This is a genomic window from Ralstonia sp. SA306, from assembly GCF_054792405.1.
In genome coordinates this window covers 184,827-206,154 of the sequence record NZ_CP096452.1, presented here as the reverse complement: position 1 = coordinate 206,154, position 21,328 = coordinate 184,827, and the positions used below count along the sequence as shown (strand labels likewise).

Here is a 21,328-nt window from a genome sequence, read left to right as displayed (position 1 = left end):
TAAAACTTACCGAGCGAGCGCGGCAGGCGCCACATTAGCGGCAGGCCGGCAGCGGATAGATGACCGATGCGCCCCTTCAGGGCTTATGGCGCATGGCAAAGAGGAACAGGCTGTCGATGGCGCCCACCATGAAGATGATGCCCGCCGCCATATGCAGCATCCAGGCACCGTCGGCAAACGGCAGTTGGATCGACGTGTGCGGAATGGCCGCCACCGCGCCGGCCGCCACCGACATGCGCAGCACCGGCACCCACCACGTGCGCTTGGCGGGCGGCAGATCGTCGCGATGGCGCGGCGCGGGGTCGGGTGTCGAAGAAGACATGCGGCAGGGACGAGATGTGATGGCCATGCTGCATTGTTGAACACAACCGATCGAAGCGAAACAGAAAACAGCGCTAGGGAAGACTCGCACTTCCCCTAATTAAAGCTGCCTAGGCCGGATGCGTAGCCAAGTGCGCGAGGTTCTGCAGCATGTCGGTCGTCATCTCCGCCACGCCGTATTCGGGCTTCCAGCCCCAATCGCGCCGGGCGACCGAATCGTCGATGGAATTCGGCCAACTGGCCGCAATCGCCTGGCGGAAATCCGGCGCGTACGCCACCTCGAACGACGGACGATGCCGGCGGATCTCGGCCGCCAGCTGCTCCGGCGTAAAGCTCACGCCTGCCAGGTTGTAGCTGCCGCGCTCGGTGATGCGCTCGGCCGGTGCCTCCATCAACTCGATGGTGGCGCGCACGGCATCTGGCATATACATCATGGGGAGCGCCTCGTCGTGATCAAGGAAGCACGTATAGCGCTCACCCTTCACGGCCGAATGGAAGATGTCGATGGCGTAGTCGGTCGTGCCGCCGCCCGGTGCGGTCTTGTACGAGATCAGGCCCGGATAACGCAGGCTGCGCACATCCACGCCGTAATGCTCGAAATACCAGCGGCACCAGCCCTCGCCCGCCAGCTTGGAAATGCCGTAGACGGTCTTGGGCTCCATGATCGTGCTCTGCGGCGTGTTGTCCGCAGGTGTGGTGGGCCCGAACGCGGCAATCGAGCTGGGCCAGAAGATGCGCTCAAGCTGATGATTGCGCGCGGCCTCCAGCACGTTCAGCAGGCCATTCATGTTGAGCGCCCAGCCCCACGTGGGCGATTGCTCTGCCGCGGCCGACAGCGCCGCCGCCAGGTGATAGATCTGGGTAATGCCGTGGCGCTCGATGATCTCGCGCAACTGGCCGCGATCGGTCACATCCAGTGTTTCGTGGCGGATCTGCGGGTGGCGGCCCCGGGGCACCATGTCGCTGGTCACGACGTTGCCAGTGCCGTAGCGTTCGGCCAGCGCGGCGGCCAGCTCCGTCCCCAATTGCCCGTTGGCGCCGATGATGAGAATGCGCGGCGCCGTTCCAAAATTCGCGCTGGTCCCGGTGCTCATCAGATGATCCCCAGTTCCTTGCCTGCGGTTTCAAACGCCTTGAGCGCCGCATCGAGTTGCGCGCGCTCGTGCACGGCGCTGATCTGCACGCGGATGCGCGCCTGCCCCTTGGGCACCACCGGGTAGAAAAAGCCGACCACGTACACGCCCAACTCCAGCAGGCGCTTGGACAGGGCCTGTGCCTTCTTGGCGTCGTACACCATGATCGGCACGATGGGATGGTCGCCCGGCTTGATATCGAAGCCCAGCTCGACGATCTTGCGGCGGAAATACAGCGCGCTGTCTTCAAGCTTGTCGCGCAGCGCGGTGTCGGCTTCCAGCAGATCGAGCACCTTGATGGTGGCCCCAACAATGGACGGCGCCACCGTGTTCGAGAACAGATACGGCCGCGAGCGCTGGCGCAGCAGTGCCACCACCTCCTTGCGCGCACTCGTAAAGCCGCCCGATGCACCGCCCAGGCCCTTGCCCAGCGTGCCGGTGATGATGTCGATCTTGCCGAACACGCCGCGGTGTTCGTGCGAGCCGCGCCCCCGCTTGCCGAGAAAGCCCGTGGCATGGCATTCGTCAATGCCCAGCAGCGCACCGAACTCATCGCAAATGGCGCGGATTTCATCCAGCCGCGCGATGGTGCCGTCCATCGAGAACACGCCGTCGGTAAAGACAAGCTTGAAGCGCGCGCCCGCCGCATCGGCCGCCTTCAGTTGCGCGCGCAGATCATCCAGATCGTTGTGCTTGTAGCGATAGCGCTGCGCCTTGCACAGGCGGATGCCATCGATGATGGACGCGTGGTTCAGCTCGTCGCTGATGACGGCGTCTTCCGCGCCCAGCAGCGTTTCGAACAAGCCACCGTTGGCATCGAACGCCGAACCGTAGAGGATGGTGTCTTCCGTGCCAAGAAACTTCGCCAGCCGCGCTTCCAGCGTCTTGTGCAGGTCTTGCGTGCCGCAAATGAAGCGCACCGAACTGAGGCCGAAACCGTGCGTGTCGAGCGCTTCGTGCGCAGCCTTGAGCACCTCCGGGTGCGACGACAAGCCCAGGTAGTTGTTGGCGCAGAGGTTGATGACCTCCTTGCCGTCAGCCGTGCGGATCACAGCGCCCTGCGGCGAGGTGATGATGCGCTCGGTCTTGTAGAGACCGGCTTCCTCGATCGCCTCCAGTTCGCGGCGGATGTGCGCGTAGAAGGCGTCGGTGGAAGCATTGGCTTGCGTTGTCCCCATGGTGCTGCTCCTGTAGACTGCGTTGATCGATAAATCGAACATGTTCGATATATCGAATAATTCGTTCAATTTACAAGATACCAACCGATGGCACAAGCCCCCGCCACCGATGTCCTTGCCGACGGCCCGCCCGCCGTTGGTGCCAAGCTGCAAGCGCTGCGCCAGGCGCGCAAGCTGTCGCTCGATGAACTGTCGCGGCGCGCGGGCGTGTCCAAATCCATGCTCTCGCAGGTCGAGCGCAATCTGGCCAACCCGACCGTCGCGGTGCTGTGGCGCCTGGCCAGCGCGCTTGGCGTAGGGCTGGCAGATTTTCTGTCGCCCGAAGGCGCGGCCGATGCGGCGCCCGCGGTGACGGTCATCCCCGCTCACTCCATCCCAGTCATCAAAAGCCCGGATGGCAAGTGCGAATTGAAGATTCTTGGCCCTGTGGACCTGGCGGCGCGCTTTGAATGGTATGAACTGGCGATCCAGCCCGGCGGCGTGCTCGCGTCAGAGCCGCACGAGCTGGGCTCGAAGGAGCACATCTCCGTGCTCAGCGGCACGGTGAACGTGCAATCCGGCCCGAGTGAGAAGAAGGTGCGGCACGGGGAATCGGCGCGCTACCCGGGGGATGTGCAGCACGCCATCTCAAACGCCGGCAAGACGATGGCGACGGCGTTGCTGGTGGTGGAATACGCGCAGTAGCCGCTGCAGCTTGATGCTGCCTAGGCTGCCTGCAGTTGAGGCGCCCGCCACACGCGCGGCAGCAGCACCCCGAGCATCAGCCCGCGCAACGCCATAAACCCCAGCATCGACAACCACAGCCCGTGGTTGCCCCACAGCGGCTGCAGCGTGACCGACAAGCCCCAGAACGCGGCAGCCGCCACGGCCATCGTCACCAGCAGTTCACGTGTGCGCGTCGCGCCGATGAACACCCCGTCAAACTGAAAGCCCCATACCGACACGATCGGCAGCAGTGCCGCCCACACCAGATAGTGGCGCGCGGCTTCGCGCACGGCGGCCTGATCGGTCAGCACGCCAATAATGCCGGCGCCCGCCAGCGCGTATGCGGCGGCAAAAAGCCCTGCGCCCAGCACCGACCAGAACGTCGACACGCGAATCGCCATGCGCAGCGCGGCGCGGTCCCGCGCGCCCATGGCGGCGCCCACCAGCGCTTCTGCGGCGTGCGCAAAGCCGTCCAGCCCGTAGGCCATGAAGGTCAGGAAGTTGAGCAGCAGCGCGTTGGCCGCCAGCACCACGTCGCCCTGCTTGGCGCCCGCGTGGGCGAACCAGCCGAAGGCTGCCAGGAGGCACAGCGTGCGCAGGAAGATGTCGGTGTTCAGGCCCATCAGGCGGCGCCAGGCGTCGCGAGCGAGCAATTCGGCGCGCGTGAGCGCCGGCAAACCCATCGGCCGTTGCAGCCAGAGCAGCAGCATGCCGAGCCCAAACCCGGCAATGTCAGCCAGCGCCGTTGCCGCGCCAATACCGCCCACGCCCATGCCAGCCCCCAGCACCAGGGTCAGCACTGCCACCATGTTCACGGTGTTGATGAACACCTGCAGCAGCAAAGCACGCCGCACCTGCTGGCGCCCGAGCAGCGTGCCGAGCACCACGTAGTTGGCCAGCGCAAACGGCGCCGACCAGATGCGCGTGTGGCAATACACCTCGGCCATGCGGGTGACGGATTCGCTCGCACCAAGCAGCGCCAGCGTGATGCGGATCGCCGGCACCTGCAGCACCAGCAATGCCGCTCCAATGGCGAATGCCAGCAGCAGCGCGCGCACCACGCTGGCCCGCAACGCTTGCGTGTCGCCCGCGCCGTGCGCCTGCGACACCAGCCCCGTGGTGCCCATGCGCAGGAAGCCAAACCCCCAGAACACGAAGTTGAAGAAGACCCCGCCCAGCGCCACGCCGCCAATGTATTCCGGCCCCGGCAGATGCCCGGCCACGGCGGTATCCACCGCCGAGAGGATCGGCTGCGTCAGGTTGGCCAGCACGATGGGAAACGCCAGCGTCAGCACGCGCCTGTGCCACTGCGCAGGTGACGCAGGTGCAACCGAAGTGGCGAAAGAGGACTCCATGCGGAGAAAAAACTGCGAGGAACGATGAAAAAGGCGGTGCAACCGCTCACGATTTCGCTATCATTGCGCCCCATTGCGGGCTCCGGAATCGGGCGGCAAGTGCGGCACCCCGCACAACGCCGTCGATGACTATACGCGAATCCCCCCGGAAGGCAGACACCGTGTTTTGCCTTTCATCGCGGCCGGACGGGTGCGGTTGATGCTACGCATCATCCGGCACACGCATGTCCCAGGCTGGTGACACCCACCACATGGGACGGCGGGCGGCGCCCAAACAGCGTCGCCTCGGTAGAACTAAGCGGACTGGTAAGCAACCGCGATGCCCTGTCGAACTTCCGACTCGCCGGGGCGGAGACTCCTCTTGGAAAAAAACGTACAACGCAATCTGGGCGCCTGGGCATTGATGCTGACCGGGCTGGGCTCGATCATCGGTTCCGGCTGGCTGTTCGGCGCCGGCCACGCTGCAAAGGTGGCGGGCCCCGCTGCCATCTTCACCTGGATCATCGGCGCAGTCGTCATCCTGGCCATTGCCCTGACGTATTCCGAACTGGGCGCGATGTTCCCGGAATCGGGCGGCATGGTGCGCTATGCGCGCTACTCGCATGGCTCACTGGTGGGCTTCGTGGCGGCATGGGCCAACTGGATCGCCATCGTCACCGTCATCCCCATCGAGGCCGAGGCCTCCATCCAGTACATGAGCAGTTGGCCGTGGCCCTGGGCGCAGTCGCTGTTCCAGCACGGTGAGCTCACGCCGCCGGGGCTTGTGTTGTCGGCGGTGCTCGTCGTCGTGTACTTCCTGCTGAACTACTGGGGTGTGAAGGTGTTTGCCAAGGCGAACAACGCCATCACGATCTTCAAGTTCATCATTCCGGCCGCAACTGCCGTGGCCCTGGTTGCAGCGGGCTTTCACCCGGGCAACTTTGGCACGGGCACGGGCACGGGCACGGGCGCGAACGTGGCAGGACAGGGCTTTGCCCCGTACGGCTGGTCTGCGGTGCTGACCGCCATTGCCACCAGCGGCATCGTGTTTGCATTCAACGGTTTCCAGAGCCCGATCAACCTTGCGGGCGAGGCACGCAACCCGGGCCGCAACGTGCCCATCGCGGTGATCGGTTCGATCCTGCTGGCCGCGGTGATCTACGTGGCGCTGCAGGTGGCCTTCCTGGGCGCGGTGCCGCCTGAGTCGCTCGTCAATGGCTGGCACGGCATTGATTACCACTCGCCGTTCGCCCAACTGGCGATTGCGCTGAACCTGAACTGGCTGGCCGTCGTGCTGTACGTCGACGCCTTCGTCAGCCCGTCGGGCACCGGCAGCACGTACATGGCCACCACCACACGCATGATCTACGCGATGGAGCGCAACAACACCATGCCGGCCATCTTCGGCCGCGTGCACCCGCTGTTTGGCGTGTCGCGTCCGGCCATGTGGTTCAACCTGGCGGTGTCGTTCATCTTCCTGTTCTTCTTCCGTGGCTGGGGCGCGCTGGCTGCCGTCATCTCGGTGGCAACGGTCATCTCTTACCTGACGGGCCCGATCAGCGTGATGTCGCTGCGCCGCACGTCGCCGCAACTGCATCGCCCGCTGCGTCTGCCGGGGCTGTCGCTCGTCGCGCCGTTCGCGTTTGTGTGCGCATCGCTCATCCTGTACTGGGCCAAGTGGCCGCTGACGGGCGAGATCATCGTGCTGATGCTGGTGGCGCTACCCGTGTACTTCTACTACCAGGCCAAGGCCGGCTGGCCCGACTTCAAGACGGAACTCAAGGGCGCGTGGTGGATGATCGCCTACCTGCCGACCATCGCCGCGCTGTCGTACTGCGGCAGCACGGAGTTCGGCGGCCACGGCTACATCCCCTACGGTTGGGACATGGGCATCGTGGCAGTGCTCTCACTGTTCTTCTACCACTGGGGCGTGGCCAGCGGCTGGCACACGCGCTATCTGGATGAAGTCGAACACGTACATGACGACGTGCAAGCGCACGACACCAAGCGTGCGCCGCGCGCCGTGCCGCAACGCGCCTGACACCGCTGTTGCTCGCAAGAAAAAACGCCCGACCGGTTCTGCCGGCGGGCGTTTTTTTCGTTGCAGCAGTGACGCCTTAGCGAGAGCCCCGGCTGCGAAAGCTCAGATCGCGTCTTTATCCGAACCGGCTTTGATGAAATCGATGAACGCCCGCAGCGGAGCCGGCACGAGCCGTCGCCCCGGATAGTAGAGATACGGCCCGGGAAACGGCCGCCACCAATCTTCGAGCACGGGCTCGAGCGCCCCGCTCGCAAGATGCGGGCGCAGCCAGTCTTCGTACAGATGCACGACGCCGACGCCGGCAACAGCGGCGTCCACGACAAGATCGGTCGCGCCGCCAATACGGACGAGCAGCGGGCCCGACGGGTCCACGTTGACCACTTCACCGTCACGCTCGAATTCCCACGGCGGCATCGCGCCGCTCGCAAACCGCCCGCGCATGCAGGCGTGGTCCAACAGGTCGCGCGGATGCGTGGGGCGGCCGCGTCGATCGAGATAGCCGGGTGCCGCCGCCGTCGCGAACCGCTGCGTTCGCGGCCCGATCGGAACGGCGATCATGTCCTGTTCGAGCCGCTCGTCATAACGGATGCCCGCGTCGCAGCCGGCGGCAAGAATGTCGACGAAGCTCTCTTCCGCCACGACCTCCAGCCGGATCTCGGGATAGGCCTCAAGAAAGCCCGGGATGATGGCAGGCAGCACGAGCCGCGCGGCGCTCATCGGCACATTGAGCTTCAGGGTGCCTGCCGGTCTTTCGCGGAAATTGTTGACGACGTCCAGCGCGGCTTCCACCTCGCTCAAGGCCGGCCGCAGGCGGGTAAGCAGGCGCTGCCCCGCTTCGGTTGGCGAGACGCTGCGCGTCGTGCGGTTCAGCAGGCGCACACCAAGCTGCGTCTCAAGCCGACGCACCGCCTCGCTCAGCCCCGATGCGCTCGCGCCCATCAGCCTTGCGCCCTCGCGAAAGCCCTTGGCTTGCGCCACCGCCACGAAGGCATTCAGATCACCCAGATCGACTTGCATTGTTCGCCTTTTCGCACAGCCCGTGCGGATTATGTCCCCTTATCGCGCACCGCGCTTGCGCCTAATCTGCCGTCACCTCGTCTTTCACACAGGAGTGTGACCATGTCTCCCATCATTCAGGCCGGCACGTTTTCCATCGGCAGCCATCGCGTGCATCGTCTCGGCTACGGCGCCATGCAGCTCGCCGGCCCCGGCGTCTTCGGCCCGCCCAAGGACCGCGACGCGGCGCTTGCGGTGTTGCGTGAAGCCGTTGCCTCGGGCGTCAATCACATCGACACCAGCGACTTCTACGGCCCGCACATCACGAATCAACTGATCCGCGAAGCCTTGCATCCCTATCGCGACGATCTGCTCATCGTCACCAAGATCGGCGCCAGGCGCGACGCCCAGGGCGCGTGGCTGCCGGCATTTTCAGCGCAGGCGCTGACCGAAGCCGTGCGCGACAACCTGCGCAACCTCGGTCTGGATGCTCTGGACGTGGTGAACTTGCGGGTCATGTTCGACACGCATGGCCCCGCCGAAGGATCGATCGAAGCGCCGCTCACGGCCCTGGCCGAACTGCAACGGCAGGGGCTGGTGCGGCACATCGGGCTGAGCAACGTCACGGCCAACCAGATCGCGGAAGGGCGGCGGATCTGCGAGATCGTCTGCGTGCAGAACCACTACAACCTCGCGCACCGAAACGACGACGGCCTGATCGACGCACTGGCCGCCGACGGCATCGCGTATGTCCCGTACTTTCCGCTAGGCGGGTTCAACCGGCTGCAATCGTCCACGCTCAACGATGTGGCGACGCGGCTCGGCGCGACTCCCATGCAGACGGCCCTCGCATGGCTGCTGCACCGGTCACCGAACATTCTGGTGATCCCGGGCACCTCGTCGGTCGCCCACCTGCGCGAGAACCTCGCTGCGGCAGCGATTGCGTTGCCGGAAGAGGCGATGCGCGAACTCGACGCCGTTGCACTTTCCACGGACGAGGCCGCCTGATCCCACGTCCTGCGTCCCGCGTATGGCGTCTGCGGCGCCCGGTCGATTCCGTCCGGGCGCTGCTCTATCATTGCCGACGACTTGACTGCGCGGGACGATCATGGAGCTTCGGCATCTTCGCTATTTCATCGCTGTTGCCGAGTTGCGCAGCGTGCGGGCTGCCTCGGAGCAGTTGCACGTCACGCAGCCGGCCATCTCGCGACAGATCCAGGACCTCGAAGACGCCATCGGCGCGGCACTGTTCGAGCGCACGCCGCGCGGCCTGAAGCTGACGGCCGCGGGCACGGCATACCTTGACGAAGCCCGCGACATTCTCACGCGCGTCGACGCGGCAAACCGTCTGGCGCGGCGTATTGCAGACGGCGTACACGGTCAACTGCGGATCGGCTTTGTCGAGAACGCCGCATGGATCGGCATCGTCTCGCAGGCCTTCAGCACCTTCCAGCAGACCGCACCCGACGTCGCGCTCGAACTCACCCCGATGAACACGCCGGAGCAATTCGACGCAATTGCGGCGGGCCAGCTCGACGGCGGCTTCTGTTACCGCCTCGGCACGTTGCCTCAGGGCATCACGGGCGTGCCCGTGCTGGAGCAGAACGTCGTGCTTGCGGTGCCGCAAGGTTGGCCTCTCGGCTGCAAAGACGCCGTGCTCGCCAGCGAGCTTGCTGGCAAGCCGTTCATCGCGTTTCCACGCCGGATCTATCCGGCCTATTACGACCGGCTGCTATCGGCCTGTGCCGAACGCGGGCTCACGCTGGATATCCGCCAGGAGGCCTCGACGGAAACGGCCATCCTGTCGCTGGTGTCTGCTGGCATGGGCGCGGCCATCGTCAATGCCGCCAACCGCCACCGGCCACCTGCGCGCGTGCGCTTTGTCGAACTGCGCGATCTCTCGGTACCGCTGCCGCTGGAATTCTGTTTCCTTTCGGCGCACACCAACGCGGCGCTCAATCGCTTCATCGCGCAATTGCAGTAGCCCCGGAGCGGATTCCAGATGCGATGCCTGCAAGGCATCGCCTGCCGCAGAAATCGGCATTGGCCGCGCTTTTCGGCGTCGGCGATAGTGAAGACACCCTTTCTTCACGCTTGCCGCCATGACAACTGCTGCTTCGCTCATCGCCACCAACATCGACTTCGAACGCATCGGCTTCCAGACCGGAACGCTGCGCCTGCCCTGGTCGCACGACCGCTCCGCGTATGGGCATATCCCGATCCCGATTGTGGTGTGCAACGCCGGCGCAGGTACGGGCCCGACCGTGCTGCTGACGGGCGGCAACCACGGAGACGAATACGAAGGCCCCGTCGCTCTGATGAAGCTGCTCCAGCGGCTGCCGTCGATGGCGATGCGCGGCCGGCTGATCGTGATTCCGGGCCTGAACTTCCCGGCCTTCATCAATGGCTCGCGTACCTCCCCGATCGACCGGGGCAACCTCAACCGCATGTTCCCGGGTGCGCGCAACGGGCAGCCGACCGAGATGATTGCCCACTATGTCGAAACCGAACTGCTGCCGCGTGCGGATGTCGTGATCGACCTTCATGCCGGCGGCGCATCGTTCGACCATCTTCCGACGCTGCTGGCGTCTCCGCCCGTACAAGCGGAACGACGCGCGCTGTATCTGGATCTGGTGCGCGAGTTCGGCGCGCCGCACACCATGATCATGGATCTGCTTGGCGAAGACCGGACCTTCGCCGCGGCCGCCGAGCGCCACGGCAAGCTCTTCTTCTGCGGCGAGTTCGGCGGCCATGCCGGCTGCGACGCCGGCAACCTCGCAATCGTCGAAGCGGGGTTGCAGCGTGTGCTGCATCGGCTCGGCGTGATGACGGAGCCCGCAGCGTCGGCGCCGAAGCAGACACGCTTGCTGCGCGTGGAAGGTGCGCGCCACTACGTGTACGCGCCGCATGCCGGTGTGTTCGAACCGACCTTCGCGCTGGGCAACCAGGTTCGCGCGGGGCAGTTGGCGGGGCGTCTCTTCGACCCACACCGCCCATGGGCAGCGCCCGAAGACATCGCGTTCCGCGGCGACGGCACGGTCATGTGCATGCGCACATTTGCACGTGTCGAACCGGGCGACTGCATTGCACTGCTCGCCTCGGAAGCCAATCTCGACTGAGCTGGCAACCATTCGATTCACATCACCACATAACAAGACAAGACGGAGACCCACCATGCCTAGCCAAACCTTTTCAACGGAGCCGCCCGTCGGCGTTCCGCCACACAGCATTACCGCAAATGTCGGCCACCCCGCCTACATCGTCCTGCTGTTCTTCGTGTGCTTTGCCTTCTCGTATCTCGATCGGCAGGTCGTCAGCATTCTGGTGCAGCCGATCAAGCAATCACTCTCGCTGACCGATACGCAGATCGGGCTGCTGCAAGGCTTGTCGTTCACCATGTGCTATGCGACGGCGGGCGTGTTTGTCGCCCGGCTCGTCGATCGGGCCAATCGCGTCAAGCTGATCGCCGCGTGCATTGCCATCTGGGCCATCTCGACCACCGCCTGCGGATTCGCGACGAATTTTCCGGAGCTGCTGGTCGCGCGTGCGGGCACGGCTATTGCCGAAGCAGCATTGAGCCCGGCCGCGCTGTCGATCTTCAGCGACATCTTCGCGCCGCGCCGGGTTGCACGAGCAAGCAGCGTCTTCATGCTTGGGCCGTACGTGGGTGGCGGCCTGGCGCTGTTCGGCGGCGGCATGCTGCTGTCGGCGGCAGCGGCGGGCGGCGGAAATGCCTGGCTTGCCGCGCACGACATCGCGCCTTGGCAAGCAGTGTTCATTGCAGTAGGCCTGCCCGGGCTGGTGCTGGCCGCGCTCGTTGCCCTGACCGTGCGCGAGCCACAACGGCGTGAAGTGCTGGCCCACGCTGCACGCGCCGAAGACGAGGTGCCATCGCTCAAAGACGTGCTGAGCGAGCTGTTCGTGCGCAACCGTTTCTGCCTCGCCTATTTTGCCGCGTATGTTGCGCTGATCACGCTGTTCTATTCGCACGCGGCGTGGTTTCCAACGCTGCTGATGCGCCGGTTTGGTCTTGCGCCGAATGTGGTCGGCCAGATGGCCGCGCCCGCTTACATGATCGGTGGCATGCTCGGCGTCGCATGTGCCGGCATGCTGGCCACGCGCGTCACCGACGAGACCGCCTTGCGGCGCGTGCTGGGCTTCTCGGCATGCGCTGTTGCCGTGTTGGTGCCCGCAGCCATTGCGATGCCGCTCGTCAGCAACAGCGGCGTGGCGGTGCTGCTGTACGGAATGTGCGCATTTGCGGCCAGCATTGCGATGGGGTTGGCACCCGTGCCGCTGCAGATTGCCATGCCAAACCGCATGCGCGGCCGATCGCTTGCCTTGCTGGTATTCATGACCAACGCGATCAGCGGCGGTGTCGGCCCCCTGTCCGTCGGCTACCTGAACGAGCGCCTGGGGCAAACTGGCACCAGCCTGGGAATGGCGCTTGCGGTGGTCGGCGGGGTGTCTGCGCTGGCCAGCGCGGCGCTTTACACGATCGCCACGCGGCGGGTGCCCGCTGCCAACGCCCGCTGATTTTTCGGAGAATCGTCATGCTGGTGACATCCGCTTCCCCTGTCCATCACGTTGGCGCAGCATCCATCACGCGTGTCGACGAGACCGACTTTGCGCTGCCGCCGGAACGCCTGTTCCCTCTCTGGAATGAAGACGCGGGTCGCGCGCTTGAAGACCGCTTTGCCACCGAGAGCCTTGATCTGACCCACCGCCGGGTGCCGCTGAAAACGCACCTGTGGGTCGTGCAGGTCGACGGACTCACCATCGTGGTCGATACCGGCATCGGCAACGGTAAGGCGCGGCCGTTCAGCGCATTATTCGACCGGCTCGACAATCCAGTGATGGAGCGTTTTGCAGCCGCCGGTTTTCGCCCCGAGCAGGTTGACTACGTGCTGCTGACACACCTGCATGTCGACCATGTCGGCTGGAACACGCATTGGCAGGACGGGCGGTGGGCGCCCGTCTTCCCCAACGCGACGTATGTGTTCGACCAGCGCGAGCGCGACTTCTTCGCCATGCCTCAAGGCGAACTGCGGCGGATGGTGTTCGAAGACAGCGTGCTGCCGCTGATCGAAGCCGGGCAAGCGCGCGCGGTGGGTGACGCAGGTGAAGAGATTTTCGACGGCATTCGCTTGCTGCCCACGTTCGGCCACAGCTTCGGCCATATGGCGATCGAGATGCGGTCGCGCGGTGAAACAGCGCTCTTCTCTGGCGACGTCATGCACAGTGCGATCCAGGTGCACTTGCCAGAGTGGAATTCGATGTTCTGCCTTGATCAGGCCCAGGCGCGTGATTCGCGGCGCTGGCTGTTGGACCGGGCGGCTGAAACGGATGCGACGGTCTTCGCCGCCCATTTTCCGGAAACGTCGGCGGGCAAGGTGCGGCGGGCGGGAAGCGGCTTCGAATGGCGCTACGCGCAGGCGCAGGTGTAGTACTGGCAACCGCCCGCCACGGGCAACGGCGTGCTACGTAGATTGTGCAAACGCTTGGCGGGCCCACCGAGTCATCATCGAAACGCGATGGAACCCGCCGTCTGCAGCGCCACCGCTATGCCGCCTTCATCAGCCCTTCCATCGCCTCGCGCACATAGGCGATCAGATCCGGACCCATCCACGGGCTGGCGGAAAGCTCCGGCTCCCGCTCCGTTGCAAGGCGCACCTTGGCCTGCGTTTGCGGATCGTCCCCGGCATATGAGCGGAACAGCTCGATCCAATGCCGCGCAAGCTCCTGCATGGCCGGCGCATGCGGTGGCGTGCCCTTGGCCAGATGCTGCCGCACCTCGGCAATCAACGTCGGCCACTCGTTAGCGCGCTTGCCAAAGTGTGCGCGCATGAACTGCAGCTCTTGCGCCGACAGATACTTCGCATAGATCGCCAGCTTGGTTTCGTTCGCCGCCTCCATGATGAAGTCGAGCATTTCCAGGCTGATGCCGGTGCGCTGCTGCAACGCCGGCTCGTTGATGTGCATCGTGTGCAGCTTCGCCGTGAGAACCGGGTCCAGTGCCGCGTCCTGCGCGAGCAGTGCCATCCATTGCTTTGCAAGGGCCTGCGCCTCGCTGCTGCGTGAGGGCACCTGGCGCGTCATCGCATCCTGCACGGTCGATACCAATGCCGCCCACCGTTCATGACGGGCCGTATCGGCGTCCATGCGTTCGGCGCGGGCACGCTCTTCCTGCGAAAGATAGTTGTCGTACATGGTCATCCATTCCAAGGTTGTGAGCCACTCGGTCAATTCGGGCTCCTCCTTGCGCACGAGCTGGCCGTGCAGCCGCGACAGCCGATCGCGCAGCACGCTGGTTTGCGTGATCTGCTGATCGAGCATCGCAATCTGCCGTTCCACGATCGTGGTCAGGGGAATGTCCGGATTGGCCAGGAAAGCCCCGACATCGGCCAGCGACATGCCGAAGCGCCGCAAGGCCTGGATCTGGTGCAGACGGGCGACGTCAGCCTTGTCGTACAGCCGGTAGCGGCTGTCGGAGCGGGCCGAAGGCGTGAGCAGGCCGATGGTGTCGTAGTGATGCAGCATGCGCACCGAGAGGCCGCAGCGTTTGGCGAGATCGCCCACTTTCAACAACATCGTGGCTCCTGTCTTCTGGCTTGGATGCAGGCTAGGACCTCACACAGTGTGAGGGTCAAGCGCGGCGTGAATGGGATCGAAATGGACAGCGCCCGATGAAGACGCAGGCGTATCGAGCATACTGAACCACGCCCCTCTGTGGTGGGGACAATGTCCCGCGAACCCGCGCCGCTGCGTGCGTCACAAAAAATTCATTCAACTCTGTGTTCAGCGGGTCGTTTAGCGGAATGTCCGATCTTGCGTCTACCGCCAACGTCATGACTTTCTCACCGCTTCCCCTGCCTGCGGGCATTGCGCCCGAGATGCTGCGCACGGTGTTCCAACCGATCTTCCGCTTGTCGACCACCGAGGTGCTCGGCTACGAAGCCCTGCTGCGCGGGCCGGTGGGTTCGGCCATGGAGTCGCCCGCGGCGCTGTTTGCCGCAGCGTCGGACACAGCAGGCACGATTGCCCTGGAGACCACCGCTGCGCGTCTGGCCATCGCCAATTTCTCGGCGATGCGGCTGCCGGGCAAGCTGTTCCTGAACTTCAGCGCGCAGGGCGTACGCCAGTTACTGGAAGACCATGCCCGCCTGCTGCATGCCATTGCCGACCACGACCTGCACCCCTCGCGCATCGTCATCGAACTGACCGAGCAAACGCCGATCGATGATCTGGCCAGCTTTGCCGAGGCACTGTCGGTGGCACGCGACTTTGGCCTGCAATGCGCGCTTGACGATTTCGGCACCGGCAATGCCAACCTGAACCTGCTGATCGAACTGACGCCAGACTTCATCAAGCTCGACAAATATTTCCTGCGTGACATTGCCAAGCACCCGGCCAAGCTGGACATGGCACGCACGCTGCAACAGACACTCAAGGGCAGCGCCACCAGCATCATTGCCGAAGGGCTGGAGACCGAAGACGAACTGGGCGTGGTGCGCGATCTGGGCATCCGCTTTGGGCAAGGTTTCTTCCTCGCACGCCCACAGGACAAGCCCGCGAGCGACATGTCGAGCCACGCGGCGCGCGTGCTGCAGTCTTCGCAGATTGCGGTGTTTCCTCAGGCTGTGCGCGTGGGCTGGCGCGCCATCACGGCCAGCAAGCTGCTGCGCGTGGCACCCACCGTGCCCCTGCGCAGCAGCAACGACGACGTACTGCACCTGTTCAACCGCCACCCCGATCTGCACGCCGTGGCGCTGCTCGATGAAGACGAGCGTCCGCTCGCGCTCGTCGCGCGCCGAGCCTTTATCGACCGCTATGCGATGCCATATCACCGCGAGCTGTACGGCAAGAAGCCGGCGTTGGCGTTTGCCAACCGGCAGCCGGTGCTGGTGGAAAAATCCGCTTCGCTCGAAGACATGTCCGCGCTGCTGATGAGCGAAGACCAACGCTACCTGACCGACGGTTTCATCATCACCGAGCATGGCCGCTACCTGGGCCTGGGCACCGGTGAAGAGCTGGTGCGCACCGTGACGGAAATCCGCATCGAGGCCGCACGCTACGCCAACCCGCTCACATTCCTGCCGGGCAACATTCCGTTGAATCTGCACATTGAACGTTTGCTGGAGGCGCGCGCAGAGTTCTATGCCTGCTATGTCGACCTCAACCACTTCAAGCCCTTCAACGACCAATACGGCTACTGGCAAGGCGACGAGATGCTGAAGATGGCCGCCGCCGTGCTGGCCACTGCCTGCGAGCCCACGCGCGACTTTCTCGGCCACGTGGGCGGCGACGATTTCCTGATCCTGTTTCAGAGTGCCGACTGGCAGGCGCGCATCACGCAGGCCATGGCGGCGTTCAACGCCAACGCGCTCGCCATGTATACGCCGGCAGACCGCTCTGCGGGCGGCATCCACGCCGAAGACCGCAAAGGGCTGCCAGCCTTCTTCCGCTTTGTGACGATGGCGGTGGGCGCGCTGCACGTGTACCCCGGTGCCGCGCGCAGCAGCGACGACATCGGCACTGCCGCCGCACTCGCCAAGCGGCGTGCCAAGCAAAGTGACGATGGGTTCTACCTTGAAGCCATGCAGCCTTCCGCCGCGGCAATGCGCGCAATGGCCTAGACAACGCTACAGCGCCGGAATCAGCCCGAGCAGCGCGGCCTTCACCACGGCATGCGTCTTGTTGGCAGCATTGAGCTTGGTGATGGCGTTGCGGATGTGAAAGTTCACGTTGCGCTCGGTCATCTCCAGGATGGCCGCGACTTCGGCCGCCGTCTTGCCTTCGGCCGTCCAGTGCAGTGTCCGGCGTTCAACCTCTTTCAGGCGCGTGGCGGCATCGGGCAAGACCTTTTCTGCCATCAGCGTGCTGATGCTGTCGTGCGCGCGCTGGCTCAGCCAGATCATTTCGGGCTCGCGGGCGGCCAGTTCATCTTCGGTGATAGGCGTGGCGCTGCGGACCACGCTGAAGGTGCCGAAGATGCCGGTGTGATCCCGAATGGTGTGCGACCACCCGTGGTTGAGCCCGTGCCGGCGCGCGTCCATCCAGAACGGTGCGTCTGCCGTGGCGATGCCGGACCACAGCATTGGCTTGACGCAGCGCTGCCCAAATTGCAGCACCGGGTCGATGGCCAAGTAGCCGCGCACCCGGTAGTGCTCGCGCCAGTGCTCCGGGTAGGTACTCCAGCAGATGGTGTTGAAGCGCGTGATCGGAATGGCTGCACGCAGGGCGTAGGCGCAATAGTCGAAACCCAGTAGAGCCACCGCCTGTTGCAGGCAACGGATGACCGCATCGGCATCGCGCAGGGCGTTCAACTCGCGCAGCAATTCCGCACGCCAGGATGTTGCGCAGCCGTGCGGCAATTGGTTGTGAACGCCCATCCCATTAGCCCCCAGAACACACGCTAAATCGCCATGCCCGCGCCCATTCACGCCAACTGGCTTTCCTCATTTCAAAACGGGCGGAAAGCGTGATCAGCCTTGCGTTTTGCTGAGGGCAATCGTTGGCGTGCTGGAACTATACATAATCCAAAACGAATTGCGCGCCAAGCATAGCCTATGCAATTAGTAGTTTTTCTCGAATATTGGAATAGTGCAATACAGTGATAAATGAATGGATAGTCAAACGGCTTTGCGCAAAAACACGCCCATTATTTAAATCGGATATTTATGCGCGAGATGTCCGCAATCGCCATTGCAATCTGTCTACCTGGTCGGCCCTTCTTACAAAGTCCGGGGAGGCGGAATTCGTATCGTCCGTTTCCACCATTGCTCGCGGTTCCTGCCTAGGTGCGTCTCCGTACGCATCGTCGCGTTGCGGTGCCGAAAACGCCGCAAAGCGTGCGCCGGCGCCACATTGCAGTGGTGCGAAAGCGCGACACCCAGCAAGGACCACACCGCCGCCCCGCGACGAAACGCCGCAGTAAAAATAACAATATCGACGTTGCACGTGCAGATTGACCGACGTTCGGAAAAATTGACGTGTCAGATTTACACACGCGTGTGGCGATTCGCTACCACGGCAGCGAATTAGGGCAAGAAGGGCTTTCTTATTGGGGTTTCACAGTGTCAGCGAAACCCTTACAGTCTGGTCCGCGACTCGCCCTCTCGATGTAGTCGAGACCCCGACAAGAAACACGACGGTACGAAGCAACAGGGTTTTTGGCGCGTCTTCATCCTCGTCACTCCCCCGGTTTGTGGCGCTTTTTCCAACCCGGATTTCCCGGAATTGGCGGAGCTTTGCCCAAATTCAAAAAAGTGACGCGGACTTAATGCGGCGGTTGTCCCGCCCCACTGACCCATTTGCATAGGAAGTCCCGTTTCATGCGCTCCACTCTGATTTCTCTTGGCCTTGTCGCTACCGCCGCCCTCGGTCTGTTCTCTGCCGGTGCCCAGGCCAACTGCGTTGCCAATCCGCCCACGCAATCCAACACGACCTTCCCTGCCAGCCTGACCGGCAAGCTCGCGTATCACAGCTACGTCAGCTACGGCGACGGCACCAGTCAGCTCTTCATCTACGATTTTTCGGCACGCACGCTGCAGCAGGTGTCGAAGGCGGCCTGGGGCATCCAGGACCCGATGAATGCGGTGTTCAGCCCCGACGGCAAGTGGATCGCCTTCATGGGCATCACCAACAACGCGTGGAACGTGTTCTTCTGGCAGGTCGGTTCGACCAGCATGCCGATCAACCTGACCAACAGCACCGGCCAGACGCGCAATGAAGACCCGAAGTTCAGCGCCGACGGCAAATCGCTGTTCTTCAAGCAGAACGGCGATGTCATGCAGGCCGCGCTGTCGTACACCAGCTCGGGCCCCGTCTTCACTTCCACTGTGAATCTGACGCGCACGGCACCGACGCTGGAAAACTCGATGCCGTTTGCCACGCCGGACGGCACGGCCGTCTACTACACCACGGGCACAGGTTCGGGCATGGGCCTGTACAAACAGACCGCGGGCAGCACCACCAAGGTGGCGTTCGACACGCCGGCGGGCCTGGCGACGTACTACCCGATCGTGCGCGCCGACGGCACCGTCTTCTATGCCCGCTGGCACGACGCTACCAGCCAGGCCGACCAGATCTACACCAAGGTCAACCCGAGCGACACGCCCAACCAGCTCACACTCAACGACTGCAACAGCAACAACTCCGACCCGTCGCCCGTGAACGGCACGAACTACGTGTTCTTCTCGTCGACGAGCGCGGGCGGCTACCAGCTCTACCTGGGCGATGCGAGCAACGGCCAGCGCTGGAGCCTGTCGCAGTTTGGTGTGAACTCGGACACGACCAAGGCGAAGCTCGGCTCGAACTACTACCCGGGCACGCCGACGGCCGCCGCACAGGCTGTCACACTGCTCTCGCAGGGCAAGCCGGCCAGCGCGTCCACCAGCTACAGCGCAAGCTTCGGCCCCGCCTACGCGTTTGACGGCAACACCACCAGCACGCGCTGGGATTCAGTGGAAGGCGTTGCCGGCGCGCAATGGTTGATGGTGGATCTGGGCTCGACCCGCACCATCACCGGCGTCGACCTGTACTGGGACGCCGGCGCCAAGGTGTACTACATCCAAACCTCGAATGACGGCGTGACCTGGACGAACATCTACTCGACGTCGAGCGGTGCTTCGTGGGGCCACACAGCGCTGGCCAACCTCAAGGGCAGCGGCCGCTATGTGCGCATGTACGGCACGCAGCGCGCCACGCAATGGGGTTACTCGCTGGACGAGATGCAGGTGTGGGGCTACTAAGCAGCAGCACCGGCATCATCTGACATGACAAACGCCCCGGTGGCTTCGGCCCCCGGGGTGTTTGTCATTGGTGCGATGGGCGCGCCGCATTGGGGCCTACCCCTAAATTGTCAAAAGCTGAACATTCAGCCTGTGCAGGGCTCGGCACGATGGCGTCTCCGCTCCACGCCAGAGGATCACGATGCCCTCCCGCACACCCCCGAACACCCCTGCGCACGGCATGAGCCGGCGCGATTTTCTGACGCTCGGCACCGCCGCTGCCAGCCTTGGCGCACTGGGCGTGAGCCTGCCGGAAGGCGCGCAAGCCGCCGCGCATGCCGCCGACGCCAACTGGCATGCCGGCCAGCTCACGCATCTGATTCCGGCGGCGAGCCACGACCGCTTTCTCATCAAGGCATCGTTCCAGGCACCGCTTGCGCGTGCGCCGTGGCTGATGGTCAACGGCAAGCGCGTCGCCGGGGAGCAGACCGATGCCGCCGGCCGCTTCTGGCGCTTCGATGCGCGGGGCCTGCAGCCCGCGACGCAATACACGCTGCGCATTGTCGATGCGGCCGGCAAGCCGCTGGCCGACGCATGGCCGCTGCGGACTTTTCCCGCACCCGATGCCACCCCCGCGCGCCTGCGTATCCTGGCCTACACCTGCGCCGGCGGTTATGACGGCCCGCCGGTGGCGGGCAAGACCGCGTGGCTGGACATGAGCGCCCGCCGTCGCCTGCTCGCGCGCGGCATGTCGTTCGCGCCCGACACCGTCATCGCCAATGGCGACCACATCTACTGGGATCTGCAGACCTCGCAGAACAAGCCGTTCGCACGCCAGGTGCGCGAACTGATGTGGGCAAAATTTGGCGGCGCGCTCGACACATCGGTGCCAATGTCGCACCCGAAGAACGAAGCCATCTTCACGCGCGTGTGCGATTACCAGATCAGCGGCCTGTACGGCACCACGCTGCGCTCCACGCCGGCGTATTTCCTGACCGACGACCACGACACCTTCGAGAACGACGAGTTCGACGACAAGGTCGCCACACTGCCGCCGGAGCCGTACGGTCTGGTGGGCGCTGAGCTTACGCAACATCGCTACTACCCCGAGTTCCTGCCTGACGCGAACCGCCCCGTGTGGCTGCCCGGCGGTGACAAGGCCGGCATGCCCACCGACACCAACAGCGCCTTCGGCACGCTGCGCTACGGCGCGCTGCTCGAAGCCGTGCTGTACGACTGCCGGCGCTTTCTGGACAACAAGGGCATCCACGCACGCGTGGTGCCGCAATGGGTGGAGGACTGGCTCGTAGCCCGCACGCGCGCCGAAGACACCGCGCATTTCTTCCATGTGCCGTCGCTACCGTTTGCGTATTCGTCGGGCAAGCTGGGCGATTGGTATCCGGACCTGCTGGACAGGAAGACCGGCCGCCTCGTCGCCAACCAGCCCAAGCCCGGTTGGCAGGCCGGTTGGCACTCGCAGCACCAGCGCCTGGTGGCAGCGCTTGCCGAGCAGAAACAACGTGCGGCCGTGATCGTGCAGGGCGACTTCCATGCATCGGCGGCCGGGTCCATGTCGCGCTCGGGCGATCTGACATTCGCGCATCCGGTGCATACGGTCATGACCGGCACGCTCGGCACCGGCGACCTCGCCTTCCCTTCGGCATTCCGCAGCATCGAAACCACACCCGCACTGTCCGTCGCCATGCAGGAGGCGCTGCGCCCGACGGAGAAAAATGGCTTTACCATCATCGACGTGACGCCCGAGAAGATGACTTTCTCGCTGTTCATGTGGCGCCCGCCCGAACCAGTGGAAGCCATCGATACACTGCAGCCGGCGCTGGTGTACGAGGTACCGCGGCTGGCGTGACAAGTCAGCGCAACAACAGGG

The 21,328-nt window shown here is 64.3% G+C and carries 17 protein-coding genes; 10 read left to right on the top strand and 7 right to left on the bottom strand.

Going from position 1 to position 21,328, the window contains the following annotated elements; all coding sequences use genetic code 11:
- Positions 1-76: 76 nt before the first annotated feature.
- From M1D44_RS17545 to kbl, 3 genes are all read right to left on the bottom strand, one after another.
- The gene (locus M1D44_RS17545) at positions 77-322 is read right to left on the bottom strand and encodes a hypothetical protein (RefSeq protein WP_037032073.1); all 246 of its coding nucleotides are present in this window, start codon (positions 320-322) and stop codon (positions 77-79) included.
- A gap of 109 nt (positions 323-431) precedes the next feature.
- Complete coding sequence (locus M1D44_RS17540) at positions 432-1,415, bottom strand: NAD-dependent epimerase/dehydratase family protein (RefSeq protein ID WP_024977908.1); 984 nt, start codon at positions 1,413-1,415, stop codon at positions 432-434.
- Positions 1,415-2,632 carry a glycine C-acetyltransferase gene (gene kbl / locus M1D44_RS17535; RefSeq protein ID WP_316853520.1) on the bottom strand — a complete coding sequence of 406 codons (1,218 nt, stop codon included), beginning with the start codon at positions 2,630-2,632 and terminating at the stop codon, positions 1,415-1,417. Before kbl ends, M1D44_RS17540 begins: the two co-directional genes overlap by 1 nt.
- Before the next feature lie 87 nt (positions 2,633-2,719).
- On the opposite strand from kbl, the gene M1D44_RS17530 reads away from it, so the two are divergent.
- Positions 2,720-3,316 carry a helix-turn-helix domain-containing protein gene (locus M1D44_RS17530; RefSeq protein WP_316853519.1) on the top strand — a complete coding sequence of 199 codons (597 nt, stop codon included), beginning with the start codon at positions 2,720-2,722 and terminating at the stop codon, positions 3,314-3,316.
- A 20-nt stretch (positions 3,317-3,336) separates the two neighbouring features.
- On the opposite strand, the gene M1D44_RS17525 is transcribed toward M1D44_RS17530, so the two are convergent.
- Positions 3,337-4,692, bottom strand: coding sequence for an MATE family efflux transporter (locus M1D44_RS17525; RefSeq protein WP_024977911.1), 1,356 nt, complete (start codon positions 4,690-4,692; stop codon positions 3,337-3,339).
- Between the two features lie 361 nt (positions 4,693-5,053).
- Here M1D44_RS17525 and M1D44_RS17520 point away from each other — a divergent pair, with 361 nt between their 5' ends.
- A complete protein-coding gene (locus M1D44_RS17520) occupies positions 5,054-6,712 on the top strand; it encodes an APC family permease (protein ID WP_316853518.1) in 1,659 nt (552 codons plus the stop codon).
- A 102-nt stretch (positions 6,713-6,814) separates the two neighbouring features.
- On the opposite strand, the gene M1D44_RS17515 is transcribed toward M1D44_RS17520, so the two are convergent.
- Positions 6,815-7,729: a LysR family transcriptional regulator gene (locus M1D44_RS17515; RefSeq protein WP_024977913.1), complete on the bottom strand. Its 915-nt coding sequence runs from the start codon at positions 7,727-7,729 to the stop codon at positions 6,815-6,817.
- Positions 7,730-7,831: 102 nt separating this feature from the next.
- Between M1D44_RS17515 and M1D44_RS17510 the strand changes: the two genes are divergently transcribed.
- The 5 genes from M1D44_RS17510 to M1D44_RS17490 all read left to right on the top strand — a co-directional run bounded on the left by M1D44_RS17510 (position 7,832) and on the right by M1D44_RS17490 (position 13,155).
- Positions 7,832-8,716: an aldo/keto reductase family oxidoreductase gene (locus tag M1D44_RS17510; RefSeq protein ID WP_316853517.1), complete on the top strand. Its 885-nt coding sequence runs from the start codon at positions 7,832-7,834 to the stop codon at positions 8,714-8,716.
- Positions 8,717-8,816: 100 nt separating this feature from the next.
- Positions 8,817-9,692, top strand: coding sequence for a LysR family transcriptional regulator (locus M1D44_RS17505; protein WP_316853516.1), 876 nt, complete (start codon positions 8,817-8,819; stop codon positions 9,690-9,692).
- A gap of 118 nt (positions 9,693-9,810) precedes the next feature.
- Complete coding sequence (locus M1D44_RS17500; RefSeq protein ID WP_316853515.1) at positions 9,811-10,827, top strand: succinylglutamate desuccinylase/aspartoacylase family protein; 1,017 nt, start codon at positions 9,811-9,813, stop codon at positions 10,825-10,827.
- Positions 10,828-10,882: 55 nt separating this feature from the next.
- The gene (locus tag M1D44_RS17495; RefSeq protein ID WP_316853514.1) at positions 10,883-12,244 is read left to right on the top strand and encodes an MFS transporter; all 1,362 of its coding nucleotides are present in this window, start codon (positions 10,883-10,885) and stop codon (positions 12,242-12,244) included.
- A gap of 17 nt (positions 12,245-12,261) precedes the next feature.
- On the top strand, positions 12,262-13,155 hold the full coding sequence (locus M1D44_RS17490; protein WP_316853513.1) for an MBL fold metallo-hydrolase: 894 nt from the start codon (positions 12,262-12,264) through the stop codon (positions 13,153-13,155).
- A gap of 115 nt (positions 13,156-13,270) precedes the next feature.
- Here the strand turns inward: M1D44_RS17490 and M1D44_RS17485 are convergent, their stop codons facing one another.
- Positions 13,271-14,299 carry a MerR family transcriptional regulator gene (locus M1D44_RS17485; protein ID WP_316853512.1) on the bottom strand — a complete coding sequence of 343 codons (1,029 nt, stop codon included), beginning with the start codon at positions 14,297-14,299 and terminating at the stop codon, positions 13,271-13,273.
- A gap of 257 nt (positions 14,300-14,556) precedes the next feature.
- Here M1D44_RS17485 and M1D44_RS17480 point away from each other — a divergent pair, with 257 nt between their 5' ends.
- The gene (locus tag M1D44_RS17480) at positions 14,557-16,344 is read left to right on the top strand and encodes a phosphodiesterase (RefSeq protein WP_200869054.1); all 1,788 of its coding nucleotides are present in this window, start codon (positions 14,557-14,559) and stop codon (positions 16,342-16,344) included.
- Between the two features lie 6 nt (positions 16,345-16,350).
- On the opposite strand, the gene M1D44_RS17475 is transcribed toward M1D44_RS17480, so the two are convergent.
- Positions 16,351-17,100: an autoinducer binding domain-containing protein gene (locus M1D44_RS17475; protein WP_316853511.1), complete on the bottom strand. Its 750-nt coding sequence runs from the start codon at positions 17,098-17,100 to the stop codon at positions 16,351-16,353.
- 942 nt (positions 17,101-18,042) lie between these two features.
- On the opposite strand from M1D44_RS17475, the gene M1D44_RS17470 reads away from it, so the two are divergent.
- Positions 18,043-19,461, top strand: coding sequence for a discoidin domain-containing protein (locus M1D44_RS17470; RefSeq protein ID WP_316853510.1), 1,419 nt, complete (start codon positions 18,043-18,045; stop codon positions 19,459-19,461).
- Positions 19,462-19,642: 181 nt separating this feature from the next.
- Positions 19,643-21,307 carry an alkaline phosphatase D family protein gene (locus tag M1D44_RS17465; protein WP_316853509.1) on the top strand — a complete coding sequence of 555 codons (1,665 nt, stop codon included), beginning with the start codon at positions 19,643-19,645 and terminating at the stop codon, positions 21,305-21,307.
- Positions 21,308-21,328 lie beyond the last annotated feature (21 nt).